This window comes from Pseudomonas sp. GM49 (genome assembly GCF_000282355.1).
Taxonomy (GTDB): Bacteria; Pseudomonadota; Gammaproteobacteria; order Pseudomonadales; family Pseudomonadaceae; genus Aquipseudomonas.
On record NZ_AKJL01000114.1, the window covers coordinates 1 to 14,371 of the forward strand.

Consider the following 14,371-nt stretch of genomic DNA (forward strand, 5'->3'; position numbering starts at 1 on the left):
GGGGGGAGCCGGTGCCGCTGGCGCAAGGGCTGTTGCAGCGGCTCGAGGCGTCGATTGTCTTCGAAGACAAGGCGCTGATCGTGATCAACAAGCCTGCGGGCATTGCGGTGCACGGCGGCAGCGGCCTGACTTTCGGGGTGATCGAAGCCTTTCGTCAGTTGCGCCCCGATTGCAAAGAGCTCGAACTGGTTCACCGTCTCGACCGTGATACGTCCGGCCTGTTGATGATCGCGAAGAAGCGCAGCATGTTGCGCCACTTGCACACCGCGTTGCGCGGTGATGGCGTCGACAAGCGCTACATGGCGCTGGTCCGCGGTAGCTGGGCGAGCTCGATCAAGCAAGTCCGTGCGTCGCTGGGCAAGAGCAATCTGCGTTCCGGCGAGCGCATGGTCGAGGTCGACGAGGAGGAGGGGAAGGAATCCGTGACCGTGTTCAAGGTCCTGCGCCGCTTCGGCGACTTTGCCACCCTGATCGAAGCCAAGCCGATTACCGGCCGGACTCACCAGATCCGCGTCCATACCTTGCACGCCGGGCATTGCATCGCTGGCGACACCAAGTATGGCGAGGAGGGTTTCAGCAAGGAAATCCGCGATCTGGGCGGCAAACGCCTGTTCCTGCATGCCTACATGCTGACCGTGCCGCTTCCCGATGGCAGTGAGCTGAAGTTGCAGGCGCCGGTCGACGAGATGTGGGCCAAGACTGTGGAGCGATTGAGTGCGCCCATCTGATTACAAGCTGCTGATCTTCGATTGGGACGGCACGCTGGCCGATTCCATTGGCCGGATTGTCGAGGCGATGCACGTTGCCTCCCGGCGCTCCGGTTTTGAACCGCGCGACGATTTTGCCGTCAAGGGCATCATCGGTCTGGGCTTGCCGGAAGCGATCCGCACCCTGTACCCCGAAATCGGCGACGCCGACCTGATCGCGTTCCGCGAACACTATGCCGAACATTACATTGCGTCGGAGGCTGTGCCTTCGCCGCTGTTCGAGGGTGTGGTCGAGTCGCTCGAGGCGTTTCGTGCCGAGGGCTATCATCTGGCTGTGGCGACCGGCAAGGCCCGTCGCGGGCTGGATCGGGTGTTGAAGTCCCATGGCTGGGAGAATTACTTCGATATCACCCGTGCCGCTGACGAGACCGCCAGCAAGCCCCATCCGTTGATGCTCGAGCAAATTCTCGCCCATTGCGAGGTTCGCCCGGAACAGGCGCTGATGGTCGGTGATTCGTCCTTTGATTTGCAGATGGCGCGCAATGCCGGCATGGGCTCGGTGGCCGTCAGTTATGGTGCTCAATCGATCGATGCGTTGAGGTTGTATGAGCCGCGACTGGCCATCGACCGTTTTTCAGAATTGCATGCCTGGCTGAGTCAGCAGGCCTAACCGGTTGTTTTTGGGGTGGATGGCATGACCGACGAATGGAAAGCGCCCGCCAAGGCGAGCGCAGAGAGCGGTGACGACAAAAGCTGGAAGCTGCTGGAGAAGACGCTGCTGGCCGGTGTGCAGGAGCAGCGCCGGTCCCGTCGCTGGGGAATATTCTTCAAGTTGCTGACGTTTGTGTATCTTTTCGGCGCGATTGCTCTGTTTTCGCCGCTGATGGATATGGAAAAGGCCGCTACCCTCAGTGCCAATTACACGGCGTTGATCGATGTGACAGGCATGATTGCCGACAAGGAGCCGGCCAGCGCAGACAATATCGTTGGCAGCCTGCGCGCGGCTTTCGAGGACAAGAAGGTCAAGGGTGTCATCCTGCGCATCAACAGCCCGGGCGGCAGTCCGGTGCAGTCGGGTTATGTCTATGACGAGATCCGTCGCCTGCGCGGCCTGCATCCGGACACCAAGCTGTATGCGGTCATTTCCGATCTGGGGGCTTCCGGTGCTTACTACATCGCCAGCGCGGCAGATCAGATCTACGCCGACAAGGCGAGCCTGGTCGGCTCCATCGGTGTGACGGCGGCAGGTTATGGCTTTGTCGGCACCATGGAGAAGCTGGGTGTCGAGCGTCGCACTTATACCTCTGGCGAGCACAAGTCGTTCCTTGATCCGTTCCAGCCACAAAAACCGGAAGAAACTGCCTTCTGGCAGGGTGTGCTCGATACGACTCACAAGCAATTCATTAACAGCGTCAAGCAAGGGCGTGGCGATCGACTGAAGGACAAGGAACATCCGGAGCTGTTTTCCGGTCTGGTCTGGTCCGGCGAGCAGGCTCTGCCACTGGGGTTGATCGATGGGCTGGGCAATGCCAGTTCGGTTGCGCGGGATGTGATCGGCGAGAAAGAACTGGTGGACTTTACCGTTCAGGAGTCGACATTCGATCGCTTCTCGAAAAAACTCGGTGCCAGCGTGGCTGAGCATTTGGCGATGTGGATGGGTTTCAGCGGTCCGTCGTTGCGCTGACTTTCATTGTGTAGAGAGGCCGGCCCAAGTGGCCGGTTTTTTCGTTTGAACGCAATCTCTGTAGCAGCAGGCTTGTCGTAATCAGGGGATTCGTACGCCTTCGGCGAGCAGCATGTCCACGAGGCGAATCAAGGGCAGGCCGACGAGGCTGGTAGCGTCCGGGCCTTCGGTGCTTTGAAACAGGCTTACCCCCAGGCCCTCGGCCTTGAAGCTGCCGGCGCAATCGTAGGGTTGTTCTGCGCGCAGGTAGCGTTCGATGCGTGCGGCGTCGAGTGTGCGCATGTGTACGGTGAACGGCACGCAATCGACCTGGCAGTGTCCGGTCTGGCTGTTGAGCAGGGCCAGGCCGGTCAGAAACGTCACACTGGCACCGCTGGCTGCCAGCAGTTGTTCGCGGGCTTTTTCGAACGTGTGGGGCTTGCCGATAATCCGCTCTCCCAGCACGGCAACCTGGTCGGAACCGATTATCAGATGAGCGGTATGGCTGTCGGCCAGGGCGCGCGCTTTCTCTTCGGCGAGGCGCTTGACCAGCTCAATGGCGGATTCGCCTGGACGATGGCTTTCGTCGATATCCGGCGAGCTGCAAGTGAAAGGCAGTTGCAGGCGGGTCAGCAATTCCCGGCGATAGACCGAGCCAGAAGCGAGTAATAAAGGCAGCATGCGCATCTCCAGAAGGCAGGTGCGAATTCTAGCGAGGCTTCCAAGTGACGGACAGGGCTGAATTTCCTTTGACATGGGCGGGTGCATCCCTATAATGCTGCGCCTATGTTGAATGACCCGATTCCACCTCACGTTGACCCGCGCAAATTGGCTGATCGTGGCACCACCCTTCAAGGTGAAATGCTGCTGGCCGATTTGGAGAGACTCTGCGACCCGCTTTCCGACAATGTCGGTACGGTGCAGGCTAAATTCGTTTTTGAACGAGATGAACGTAAATCTGTGGTCATCCACAGCTTTATCGACACTGAAGTCAAAATGGTTTGCCAGCGTTGTCTTGAGCTGGTCACCCTGCCGATCCATAGCGAATGCAGTTACGCTGTGGTGAAGGAGGGTGCGAATACCCAGTCGTTGCCGAAAGGTTATGACGTGCTGGAACTGGGCGAAGATCCTTTGGATCTGCAGTCACTGATCGAGGAGGAGCTACTGCTCGCCTTGCCCATTGTGCCTGCTCATCATCCGGAAGAATGCCAGCAGCCGGCGGGAGCAGATGAGCCCGAACCGAGCGAGGACGAGGTAACGCGGTCCAACCCGTTCAGTGTATTGGCGCAGTTAAAGCGTGACCCAAACGTTTAGGAGTTAATCAATTATGGCTGTTCAGCAGAACAAAAAATCCCGCTCTGCCCGTGACATGCGCCGTTCGCACGACGCTCTCGAGGCTAGCACCCTGTCTGTAGAAAAAACCACCGGTGAAGTTCACCTGCGTCACCACGTATCGCCAGAAGGCGTATACCGTGGCCGTAAAGTGATCGACAAGGGCGCTGACGAGTAATCACTTGTCCGCTCAAGTCATCGCGATTGACGCAATGGGCGGGGACTTCGGTCCCCGCAGCATTGTTCAGGCCAGCCTTGCTTGCCTGTCTGCCACACCCTCGCTGCACCTGACCCTTGTCGGTCACCCCTCCCTTCTTGAAGAATTGATCGCTGGCCATTCGGCCGTGGATCGCGCGCGCCTGTCGATTGTCCCGGCGAGCGAAGTCATTACCATGGACGAAAAACCCGCCCAGGCCCTTCGTGGCAAGCCCGATTCATCCATGCGCGTGGCGCTTGAGCTTTTGCGTGATGGCAAGGTTCAGGCCTGTGTCAGTGCCGGCAACACCGGTGCATTGATGGCGTTGTCGCGATTCGTGCTCAAGACCTTGCCGGGCATTGACCGGCCGGCCATGGTCGCGGCGATCCCTACGCAGAAAGGTTACTGCCAGTTACTCGACCTCGGTGCCAATGTCGATTGCAGCGCCGAGCATCTGCTGCAATTTGCGGTAATGGGGTCCGTTGCAGCGGAAACCCTGGGCATCGTCCGTCCGCGTGTGGCTTTGCTGAACATCGGCACCGAAGACATCAAAGGCAATCAGCAGGTCAAGCTGGCCGCAACCTTGTTGCAAAGTGCCCGTGGTATCAACTACATCGGTTTTGTCGAAGGCGACGGTTTGTACCGTGGCGAAGCGGATGTGGTGGTGTGTGACGGTTTTGTCGGCAACATCCTGCTCAAGTCCAGCGAAGGTTTGGCGACCATGATTGCCGGGCGTATCGAGGCTTTGTTCAGAAAGAGCGTGGCCTCTCGTGTGGTCGGTGCGCTGGCGCTGCCGTTGATGAAGCGTCTGCAGGCTGATCTGGCGCCGGCCCGGCACAACGGTGCGAGCTTTCTCGGATTGCAGGGAATAGTGGTGAAAAGCCACGGTTCTGCAGGGGTCCAGGGTTTTCAAAGTGCCATCCAGCGCGCCTTGATCGAGATTCAGGAGAATCTTCCCGAGCGCCTGCACGGTCGTCTGGAGGATTTGTTGCCTTAGGCGTTTTCGTCGGACAATGCTTAAATGTGACCGCTTGGTTCGATAGGCCATCCAACTGTCAGTTTCTTGCGTCCCCCAAGCGGGACGCCAACTCTCCGACGACAAGATCATTAGGGGCTTGTTACATGTCTGCTTCCCTCGCATTCGTCTTCCCGGGACAGGGTTCGCAGTCCCTCGGCATGCTCGCCGAGTTGGGCGCACAACATCCGGTTGTCCTTGAAACATTCAAAGAAGCTTCCGATGCACTGGGTTACGACCTGTGGGCACTGACCCAGCAAGGGCCGGAAGAGCAACTCAATCAAACCGATAAAACCCAACCGGCCATTCTGACCGCCTCTATCGCCTTGTGGCGTCTGTGGCTGGTGGAAGGTGGCGCGCGCCCGGCTTACGTTGCCGGGCACAGCCTGGGTGAATACAGTGCGCTGGTCGCGGCAGGCAGTCTAAGCCTCGGCGACGCGGTAAAGCTCGTCGAGCGTCGTGGCCAGCTGATGCAGGAAGCTGTGCCGGCCGGGCAGGGTGGCATGGCCGCCATTCTGGGCCTGGACGATGCAGACGTACTGGCAGCCTGTGCCGAAGCGGCGCAAGGCGAAGTGGTCAGTGCAGTCAATTTCAACTCGCCGGGCCAGGTGGTCATCGCCGGTGCCAAGGCTGCGGTCGAGCGTGCCATCGAAGGCTGCAAGGCACGTGGCGCCAAGCGCGCCATGCCGTTGCCGGTCAGCGTGCCGTCCCACTGCGAGCTGATGCGCCCGGCTGCCGAGCGTTTCGCCGAATCGATCGCGGCAATCGACTGGCAGGCACCGCAGATTCCTGTGGTCCAGAACGTCAGTGCCGAAGTGCCGGCCGATCTGGAAACCCTCAAGCGTGATCTGCTGGAACAGCTGTACAAGCCAGTACGCTGGGTTGAATCGGTCCAGGCGCTAGCCGCCAGGGGCGCGACCCAACTGGTCGAATGCGGTCCGGGCAAAGTGCTGGCCGGTCTGAACAAGCGTTGCGCCGAAGGTGTGTCGACATCCAACCTCAATACCCCAGACGCTTTCGCTGCCGCTCGTGCAGCGTTGGCCTGAATCAGGAGAAGCTTGCATGAGTCTGCAAGGTAAAGTTGCACTGGTCACCGGTGCAAGTCGTGGCATTGGCCAGGCTATCGCCCTGGAACTGGGTCGTCAGGGCGCCATCGTTGTGGGTACCGCGACCTCCGCGTCGGGTGCTGAGCGCATTGCCGCCACCCTTAAGGAAAACGGCATTCAGGGCACCGGCCTTGAGCTCAACGTCACCAGCGACGAGTCCGTGGCTGCGGTCCTGGCGAGCATTCAGGAGCAGTTCGGTGCGCCGGCGATCCTGGTCAACAATGCCGGTATCACCCGCGATAACCTGATGATGCGCATGAAAGACGACGAGTGGCACGACGTTGTCGATACCAATCTGAACAGTCTGTTCCGCCTGTCCAAGGGCGTTTTGCGTGGCATGACCAAGGCGCGTTGGGGCCGAATTATCAGTATTGGTTCGGTTGTGGGTGCCATGGGCAACGCAGGCCAAGTAAACTACGCAGCCGCCAAGGCCGGTCTGGAAGGTTTCAGCCGTGCACTGGCGCGTGAAGTCGGTTCGCGTTCGATTACGGTAAACTCGGTGGCCCCAGGGTTCATCGATACCGATATGACCCGTGAACTGCCCGAGGCGCAGCGTGAAGCCTTGCAGACGCAGATTCCGTTGGGTCGTCTGGGACAAGCCCAAGAGATCGCGTCCGTGGTCGCTTTTCTTGCGTCGGACGGTGCGGCTTACGTTACCGGAGCTACAATCCCGGTGAACGGCGGGATGTACATGTAATTCAAATGTGACGGATTGCTTCAAAAAAATGTCATACGAGCTGTCTAAAATCCGTTATAAAGCTGCAATCTATTTTATAGGCATAGGGTCACCGGGTTTGAGGAGTGAAGCTTTCAGTTGAAAAGCTGAAAAGCCTTTCTATACACTTACCCACTGGCCAGCTGCCTGAATTTGTCCATTAGGAGTGAAAACAAGGTATGAGCACCATCGAAGAGCGCGTCAAGAAAATCGTTGCTGAGCAACTGGGCGTTAAAGAAGAAGAAGTGGTCAACACTGCTTCCTTCGTAGAAGACCTGGGTGCCGACTCCCTTGACACCGTTGAGCTGGTGATGGCTCTGGAAGAGGAATTCGAGACCGAAATCCCTGACGAAGAAGCCGAGAAGATCACTACTGTACAAGCCGCAATCGACTACGTTACTGCCCACCAGGCGTAATAGTTTGTAATCGTTGCTCGCTGTCATGGAAAAACCGCACTGCTATCACGGCGTGCGGTTTTTTCTTTAGGCCTGATGCAAAGTCGTCATTTGAAAAAGGAGAGTGCTGTGTCGCGTAGACGCGTCGTAGTCACCGGTATGGGTATGTTGTCGCCACTGGGCACGGATGTGCCGAGCAGCTGGCAGGGCATTCTGGCTGGCCGCAGTGGCATTGGTCTGATCGAACACACCGACCTTTCTGCCTATTCCACCCGTTTTGGCGGCTCGGTAAAGGGCTTCAATGTCGAGGAATATCTGTCGGTCAAGGAAGCCCGCAAGCTCGACCTGTTCATTCAATACGGTCTGGCCGCAGGTTTTCAGGCGGTACGCAACGCCGGCCTGGAAGTCACCGACGCCAACCGTGAACGCATCGGCGTGGCGATGGGCTCGGGTATTGGCGGACTGACCAATATCGAAGAAACCAGCCGCACCCTGCACGAGACCGGCCCACGACGGATTTCCCCGTTCTTCGTGCCAGGCTCGATCATCAATATGATTTCCGGCTTCCTGTCGATCCATCTGGGGGCACAGGGACCCAACTACGCCATCGCCACGGCGTGTACCACCGGTACACACTGCATTGGCATGGCAGCCCGCAACATCATGTACGACGAAGCCGACGTGATGATTGCCGGCGGCGCCGAGATGGCGGCCTGCGGTCTGGGCATGGGCGGCTTCGGTGCTTCCCGCGCGCTGTCGACCCGCAACGACGAGCCGACCCGCGCCAGCCGTCCATGGGACAAGGGCCGCGACGGCTTCGTGCTGTCCAATGGTGCCGGTGCGCTGGTTCTGGAAGAGCTGGAACACGCCAAGGCCCGTGGTGCGACCATCTACGCCGAACTCATTGGCTTCGGCACCAGCGGTGACGCCTACCACATGACTTCACCACCCGCCGATGGCGCGGGTGCTGCTCGCTGCATCACCAATGCGCTGCGCGATGCGAAGATCAATGGCGATCAAGTGCAGTACATCAACGCCCACGGCACGTCGACTCCCGCAGGCGACCTGGCCGAAGTCAATGCGATCAAGTCGGTGTTCGGCGAGCATGCCTACAAGCTGGCCGTCAGTTCCACCAAGTCCATGACCGGCCACCTGCTGGGTGCGGCGGGCGCGGTCGAGGCGATCTTCAGCGTGCTGGCGATCAACAGCCAGGTAGCGCCGCCGACCATCAACCTCGATGAGCCGGACGAAGGCTGCGACCTCGATTTCGTGCCGCACACGGCGCGCAATATGGATATCGATGTGGTGGTGTCCAACTCCTTCGGGTTTGGCGGTACCAACGGCTCGCTGGTGTTCCGCCGGTTCGCAGGCTGATGGACAGCTGGGTCGACGGTCAGCCGGCTGACGCTCTGTCGCTGAAGGATCGCGGCCTGGCTTATGGCGATGGTCTGTTCGAGACCATCGCCGTGCGTAACGGACAGCCCGTGTTGCTGGAGCGACATCTGTCGCGTCTGGCGGACGGCTGTTCACGCCTGGCGCTTGCCGCCGATCAGGCGTTGATCCGCAGCGAATTGCAGGCCTATGCCGCCGCATTGGGTGACGGGGTGCTCAAGCTCATCCTCACTCGCGGCGACGGCCTGCGCGGTTACGCCCCCGATACTTCGGCTCAGGCCCGACGCATTCTGCAAGGCAATCCTCCTGCGGCTTACCCGGCCGCGCATGGCGAGCAAGGTGTTCGTTTGTTTCCTTGCGCCACGCGATTGTCCAGACAGCCATTACTTGCCGGCCTCAAGCACCTGAACCGTCTTGAACAAGTCCTCGCCCGTGCCGAATGGCAGGACACCGAGCATGCCGAAGGCTTGATGCTCGATCAGGCCGGGCGCGTGATTGAAGGGGTATTCAGCAATTTGTTCCTGGTGCGTGATGGCGCACTCATCACCGCTGACCTCAAGCGCTGCGGCGTGGCCGGCGTGATGCGTGGCGAAATATTGTTTCAGGCCGGGTCGCTGGGAATCCCCACGCAAATCACCGATATCCCCCTCGAACAGCTGCAATGGGCTGATGAAGTCTTTGTCTGCAACAGCGTGTATGGTATCTGGCCGGTGCGCGCCTGTGCTGCTCTTCACTGGCCGGTTGGGCCGCTCACCCGTAAACTCCAAACCATTGCCCGTGTGCTACTGGATGCTTGATACGTGAGACGTAAACTCTTGCTGCTGCTGGAAACCGGAGTGGTTCTGGCGGGGCTGCTGTTGGGTGCTTCAGCCTGGAAAATTCATTCGGCGCTGGTACAGCCGTTGAACATTGCCCAGGAACAATTGCTGGATGTGCCCAAGGGCACTACGCCGACCCGCACCTTCTACCGACTCGAAGCCAATGGCGTCATCAAGGACGCGTTCTGGCTGCGCGTGTATTGGCGCTTCAATCTTCCCAAACAACCCCTGCACAGCGGCGAATATCGCCTGCAACCGGGCATGACCGTCGAAGGCCTGATCGACCTGTGGAAACGCGGGGAAATGGTTCAGTACAGCCTGACCCTGGTCGAAGGCTGGAATTTCCGTCAGGTCCGCGCAGCGCTGGCCAAGGAAGAGAAACTCGATCACAGCCTCAACGGTTTGAGCGATAGCCAGGTCATGGACAAGCTCGGTCACACCGGGATTTTTCCGGAAGGGCGCTTCTTCCCTGACACTTACCGTTACGTGCGCGGCATGTCCGATATCGAACTGCTGAAAACCGCTTACGACCGCCTTGACGAAGTGCTCGCCAAGGAATGGGAGCAGCGCGCTGTGGATGCGCCGTACACCGAACCCTACCAGGCGCTGATCATGGCCTCGCTGGTGGAAAAGGAAACCGGAGTGCCACAGGAACGCGGGCAAATTGCAGGTGTGTTCGTACGGCGCATGGCGATGGGCATGCTGCTGCAGACCGATCCTACGGTGATCTACGGTCTCGGCGACCGCTACAGCGGCAAGCTGACCCGGGCTCACCTCAAGGAAGCGACGCCCTATAACACCTACGTGAATGCGGGCCTGCCACCGACCCCGATTTCGATGGTCGGTCGCGAAGCCATTCATGCGGCGCTCAATCCGGTGGAGGGCAACAGCCTTTACTTCGTGGCGCGCGGTGATGGTACTCACGTGTTCTCCGATGACCTGGATGCCCACAACAATGCTGTGAAGGAGTTCCAGCTCAAGCGTCGCGCCGATTACCGCTCCAGCCCGGCGCCTGCTTCCATGCCTGAGACACCGCCGACCCAGACTGAACAAACCGGGACTCAGGAGGCCAAGGCTGCGCAAGAGTTGGCCCCGATCCCGGCCGCTTCACCCAACACGGCTCCCGAGGCGCTGCCGCAGGTGGCGCCGCAAGATCCTGCGCCGGTTCCTGAAACGCCGGCCCTCGATGCCAACGCGTCGAAAAGCCCGCAATGACTCTGACTAAGGACTGCCTGTGACTGGCTTGTTTATTACTCTGGAAGGCCCGGAAGGCGCCGGCAAGAGCACCAATCGCGAATACCTGGCCGAGCGCTTGCGCGCCGCTGGCATCGAGGTGGTGCTGACCCGCGAGCCAGGTGGCACGCCGTTGGCCGAGCGCATCCGTGAAGTGCTGCTGGCCCCGGCCGACGAAGTCATGAACCCGGATACCGAGTTGTTGCTGGTGTTCGCGGCGCGTGCCCAGCACCTGGCCGAAGTGATTCGCCCGGCGCTGGCCCGCGGTGCCGTGGTCTTGTGTGATCGTTTTACCGATTCGACTTACGCCTACCAGGGCGGCGGCCGTGGCTTGTCGCTGGAGCGCATCGCGACCCTGGAAACTTTCGTTCAGGGTGATCTGCGTCCGGACCTGACGCTGATTTTCGATCTGCCTGTCGAGGTCGGCCTGGCCCGCGCTAGCGCCCGCGGTCGCCTGGATCGCTTCGAACTCGAAGGCCGGACCTTTTTCGATGCCGTACGCAATGCCTTCCTCAAGCGGGCCAAGGCGGATCCGGCGCGTTATGTGCTGGTCGATGCGGCCCAACCGTTGGCACAGGTTCAGCAATCGCTGGATGCCTTGCTGCCGCGCCTGCTGGAGTTGAGCCGTGGCTGAGGCCTATCCGTGGCAGGAAAGCCTCTGGCAGCAACTGGCCGGTCGCGCCCAGCATGCCCACGCCTACCTGCTGCATGGCCCGGCCGGGATCGGCAAGCGGGCACTGGCCGAGCGCTTGATGGCCAGTTTGCTGTGCCAGCGCCCGACCGCGCTGGACGCCTGCGGCGAATGCAAATCCTGCCTGCTGCTCAAGGCTGGCAGTCACCCGGATAACTACATCCTGGAGCCGGAAGAAGCCGACAAGGCGATCAAGGTCGATCAGGTTCGCGACCTGGTCGGTTTCGTGGTGCAGACCGCGCAGTTGGGCGGGCGCAAAGTGGTGCTGATCGAGCCGGCCGAGTCGATGAACATCAACGCCGCCAACGCCTTGCTCAAAAGCCTTGAAGAGCCGTCCGGCGACACCGTTCTGTTGCTGGTCAGTCACCAGCCGAGCCGCTTGTTGCCAACCATCAAGAGTCGCTGCGTGCAGCAGGCCTGTCCGCTGCCGGGTGAGGCCATGAGCTTGAAATGGCTGGCTCAGGCGTTGCCGGAATGTTCCGAAGAGGAGCGCATCGAACTGCTGACGCTGGCCGCCGGTTCGCCACTGGCGGCGGTCAATCTTCAGGCCCAGGGCGTGCGTGAACAGCGCACGCAAGTGGTGGAGGGGGTGAAAAAACTCCTCAAGCAACAGCAGTCGCCGACGCAACTGGCCGAAGAATGGAAAAACATTCCGATGTTGCGCCTGTTCGATTGGTTCTGCGATTGGTCGAGCCTGATCCTGCGCTATCAGTTGACCCAGGACGAAGCCGGCCTCGGCCTGGCCGACATGCGCAAGGTCGTGCAATACCTGGCGCAGAAAAGTGCTCAAGGCAAAGTCCTCGATATTCAGGACTGGATCCTCGCCCAGCGACAGAAAGTCTTGAGCAAGGCCAACCTCAATCCGGCCTTGCTGCTGGAGGCATTGCTGGTGCAATGGGTGTCGTTGCCTGCCCAAAGATGACTGTCTGCGCCTAGACTCTGAGTATCGGAACACCCGACCGTCCCACCCATTCGATGTAAGTTGCAGCCCTTTATGCTCGTAGATTCCCATTGTCACCTTGATCGCCTCGACCTGGCCGCCCACGACGGCTCCCTGGATGCCGCCCTGGAGGCTGCCCGGCAACGCGGGGTAGGGCACTTTCTGTGTATCGGTGTCAGCGCGGACAACTCGGCCGATGTCAAAGCCCTGGCCGAACGTTATGACGATGTCGACTGCTCGGTGGGCGTGCACCCTCTGGATGTGCAGCCGGGCGCCGCACCAGCGCTGGACTGGCTGTTGCAGGAGCTCAATCACCCGCGTGTGGTCGCCATCGGCGAAACCGGCCTGGACTACCACTACGAGCCGGAAGCGGCGCAGTTACAGCAGGAGTCGTTTCGCCTGCACCTGAAAGCAGCGCAGCAGACCGGCAAACCGGTGATCATCCACACCCGTGGCGCCCGCACCGATACCCTGGACTTGTTGCGTGAAGCGGCGCTGCCCCAGGCGGGCGTATTGCATTGCTTTACCGAAGACTGGGAGATGGCGAAGGCCGCGCTGGACATGGGCTATTACATTTCCCTTTCCGGGATTGTCACTTTTCGCAATGCCGACACGTTGCGTGATGTGGCCAGCAAGGTGCCGGCCGACCGGTTGCTGGTGGAAACCGACTCGCCGTACCTCGCGCCGATTCCCTATCGCGGCAAGCCGAACCTGCCGCAGTACGTGCGTGAGGTAGCGGAATTTCTGGCAATGTTGCGTGGTGAACCCTACGAGCGATTTGCCGAGCAGACTACGGCGAATTTCAAGCGGCTGTTCCCGCTGGCACACGTAAAAGGTTAAATCGCAGGCAAAAAAAAACCCGGGTTCTGGGGGGTGAATCCGGGTTAAGACCATTAGGAGTAAAACAATGGTACGCGGTCCGTTGGTACCAATATCGGCGTGACACTTGGGGGAGATGCCCCGCCGACAGTTCAAGTATTGATCAGGATTGCGCCTAGTCCAGTTTGCTGGTCAGGGTTTTTAAACAAATTTGGAATACGTGCGCTTCGGAAGAGTTCTCATCAACCTGTAAACGTACACGGAATGACCAGAAAGCGCAGATATGGTCGGATGATCCGTGCATTTTTGCGCAAGTTAGGCATAATACGCGGCTTCGAATTTTGACCCCGACAGACCTTTTCTTATGCATAAAGAACCTCGTAAGGTCCGTGAGTTTCGTCGCCGCGAGCAGGAAATTCTCGATACCGCGCTCAAGCTGTTCCTCGAACAAGGTGAAGACAGTGTCACCGTCGAGATGATTGCTGATGCCGTCGGTATCGGCAAAGGCACGATCTACAAACACTTCAAATCCAAGGCGGAAATCTATCTGCGCCTGATGCTCGACTACGAGCGCGATTTGAACGCTCTGCTGCATTCGGCCGATGTCGACAAGGACAAGGAAGCCCTGTCCCGGGCGTACTTCGAATTCCGCATGCGCGATCCGCAACGCTATCGCCTGTTCGACCGTCTCGAAGAGAAAGTGGTCAAGGGCAACCAGGTGCCGGAGATGATCGAGGAGCTGCACAAGATCCGTGCCTCGAACTTCGAACGCCTGACCCTGCTGATCAAGGGCCGGATCAGCGAAGGCAAGCTGGAAGATGTGCCACCTTACTTCCATTACTGCGCGTCCTGGGCGCTGGTGCACGGTGCCGTCGCGCTGTATCACTCGCCGTTCTGGAGCAATGTGCTGGAAGATCAGGAAGGCTTCTTCCAGTTTTTGATGGATATCGGCGTGCGCATGGGTAACAAGCGCAAGCGCGACACCGACACGCCCAGCAGCTGAGCCATTCAGTTGCCTTATTGCGCCATGATTTCGCTACTTGGCGCAGTGCCGCAGGAATATACTCAGGTAGAGGACTTGCTAAAACTTGATTTCTGAGTCAAGTTTTAGCGGCCCGATATTCTTCCGCCGGAGTGACCATGATCGTTGACCGTCAAGGCAGGCGTTTTCGCAACTTGCGAATCAGTCTGACCTCAGCCTGCAATTACGCCTGTACCTACTGCGTGCCCAACGGCAAGCGGCTGGTGGCTGCGCAGGATGAATTGTCGGCCGAAGCCATGGCGCGCGGTGTGGCTTATCTGATTGAAGCGGCGGGGATCGAGCGTCTGCGTATTACCGGCGGCGAGCC

Annotated in this window: 18 protein-coding genes; 17 read left to right on the top strand and 1 reads right to left on the bottom strand. The window is 59.5% G+C overall.

Annotated elements, in window-relative coordinates:
- From PMI29_RS17690 to PMI29_RS17680, 3 genes are all read left to right on the top strand, one after another.
- A partial coding sequence (locus PMI29_RS17690) for an RluA family pseudouridine synthase (protein ID WP_007997034.1) occupies window positions 1–728 on the top strand: 728 nt, incomplete at its 5' end.
- Window positions 715–1,377 carry an HAD-IA family hydrolase gene (locus tag PMI29_RS17685; RefSeq protein ID WP_007997036.1) on the top strand — a complete coding sequence of 221 codons (663 nt, stop codon included), beginning with the start codon at window positions 715–717 and terminating at the stop codon, window positions 1,375–1,377. The genes PMI29_RS17690 and PMI29_RS17685, both read left to right, overlap by 14 nt.
- A gap of 24 nt (window positions 1,378–1,401) precedes the next feature.
- Window positions 1,402–2,391 carry a S49 family peptidase gene (locus tag PMI29_RS17680; RefSeq protein WP_007997037.1) on the top strand — a complete coding sequence of 330 codons (990 nt, stop codon included), beginning with the start codon at window positions 1,402–1,404 and terminating at the stop codon, window positions 2,389–2,391.
- A gap of 81 nt (window positions 2,392–2,472) precedes the next feature.
- On the opposite strand, the gene PMI29_RS17675 is transcribed toward PMI29_RS17680, so the two are convergent.
- The gene (locus PMI29_RS17675; protein ID WP_007997038.1) at window positions 2,473–3,051 is read right to left on the bottom strand and encodes a Maf family protein; all 579 of its coding nucleotides are present in this window, start codon (window positions 3,049–3,051) and stop codon (window positions 2,473–2,475) included.
- Window positions 3,052–3,156: 105 nt separating this feature from the next.
- On the opposite strand from PMI29_RS17675, the gene PMI29_RS17670 reads away from it, so the two are divergent.
- From PMI29_RS17670 to PMI29_RS17605, 14 genes are all read left to right on the top strand, one after another.
- A complete protein-coding gene (locus tag PMI29_RS17670; RefSeq protein WP_007942001.1) occupies window positions 3,157–3,684 on the top strand; it encodes a YceD family protein in 528 nt (175 codons plus the stop codon).
- Between the two features lie 13 nt (window positions 3,685–3,697).
- Window positions 3,698–3,880, top strand: a complete 183-nt coding sequence (gene rpmF / locus PMI29_RS17665; protein ID WP_003179396.1) for a 50S ribosomal protein L32 — start codon at window positions 3,698–3,700, stop codon at window positions 3,878–3,880.
- Between the two features lie 4 nt (window positions 3,881–3,884).
- A complete protein-coding gene (gene plsX, locus PMI29_RS17660; protein WP_081501654.1) occupies window positions 3,885–4,895 on the top strand; it encodes a phosphate acyltransferase PlsX in 1,011 nt (336 codons plus the stop codon).
- Between the two features lie 125 nt (window positions 4,896–5,020).
- Entirely contained in the window at window positions 5,021–5,959 is a 939-nt protein-coding gene (gene fabD / locus PMI29_RS17655) for an ACP S-malonyltransferase (RefSeq protein ID WP_007997042.1), read from the top strand.
- Between the two features lie 16 nt (window positions 5,960–5,975).
- Window positions 5,976–6,716, top strand: coding sequence for a 3-oxoacyl-ACP reductase FabG (gene fabG, locus PMI29_RS17650; protein ID WP_007997043.1), 741 nt, complete (start codon window positions 5,976–5,978; stop codon window positions 6,714–6,716).
- Between the two features lie 197 nt (window positions 6,717–6,913).
- Complete coding sequence (gene acpP, locus PMI29_RS17645) at window positions 6,914–7,150, top strand: acyl carrier protein (RefSeq protein WP_007987170.1); 237 nt, start codon at window positions 6,914–6,916, stop codon at window positions 7,148–7,150.
- A gap of 108 nt (window positions 7,151–7,258) precedes the next feature.
- Window positions 7,259–8,503, top strand: coding sequence for a beta-ketoacyl-ACP synthase II (fabF, locus tag PMI29_RS17640; RefSeq protein ID WP_007997045.1), 1,245 nt, complete (start codon window positions 7,259–7,261; stop codon window positions 8,501–8,503).
- Window positions 8,503–9,318 carry an aminodeoxychorismate lyase gene (pabC, locus tag PMI29_RS17635; RefSeq protein WP_007997047.1) on the top strand — a complete coding sequence of 272 codons (816 nt, stop codon included), beginning with the start codon at window positions 8,503–8,505 and terminating at the stop codon, window positions 9,316–9,318. The genes fabF and pabC overlap by 1 nt, the downstream gene beginning before the upstream one ends.
- Before the next feature lie 3 nt (window positions 9,319–9,321).
- Window positions 9,322–10,554, top strand: coding sequence for an endolytic transglycosylase MltG (gene mltG, locus PMI29_RS17630; protein ID WP_007997049.1), 1,233 nt, complete (start codon window positions 9,322–9,324; stop codon window positions 10,552–10,554).
- Window positions 10,555–10,573: 19 nt separating this feature from the next.
- Entirely contained in the window at window positions 10,574–11,206 is a 633-nt protein-coding gene (gene tmk, locus PMI29_RS17625) for a dTMP kinase (RefSeq protein ID WP_007997050.1), read from the top strand.
- The gene (locus PMI29_RS17620; protein ID WP_007997053.1) at window positions 11,199–12,185 is read left to right on the top strand and encodes a DNA polymerase III subunit delta'; all 987 of its coding nucleotides are present in this window, start codon (window positions 11,199–11,201) and stop codon (window positions 12,183–12,185) included. Before tmk ends, PMI29_RS17620 begins: the two co-directional genes overlap by 8 nt.
- Window positions 12,186–12,257: 72 nt before the next feature.
- Window positions 12,258–13,043 carry a TatD family hydrolase gene (locus PMI29_RS17615; protein ID WP_007997055.1) on the top strand — a complete coding sequence of 262 codons (786 nt, stop codon included), beginning with the start codon at window positions 12,258–12,260 and terminating at the stop codon, window positions 13,041–13,043.
- A 343-nt stretch (window positions 13,044–13,386) separates the two neighbouring features.
- Window positions 13,387–14,025 (top strand): TetR/AcrR family transcriptional regulator, encoded by a 639-nt coding sequence (locus PMI29_RS17610; RefSeq protein WP_007997056.1) that lies wholly within the window; start codon window positions 13,387–13,389, stop codon window positions 14,023–14,025.
- Between the two features lie 137 nt (window positions 14,026–14,162).
- On the top strand, window positions 14,163–14,371 hold a 209-nt coding region (locus PMI29_RS17605), incomplete at its 3' end, for a radical SAM protein (RefSeq protein ID WP_007997057.1).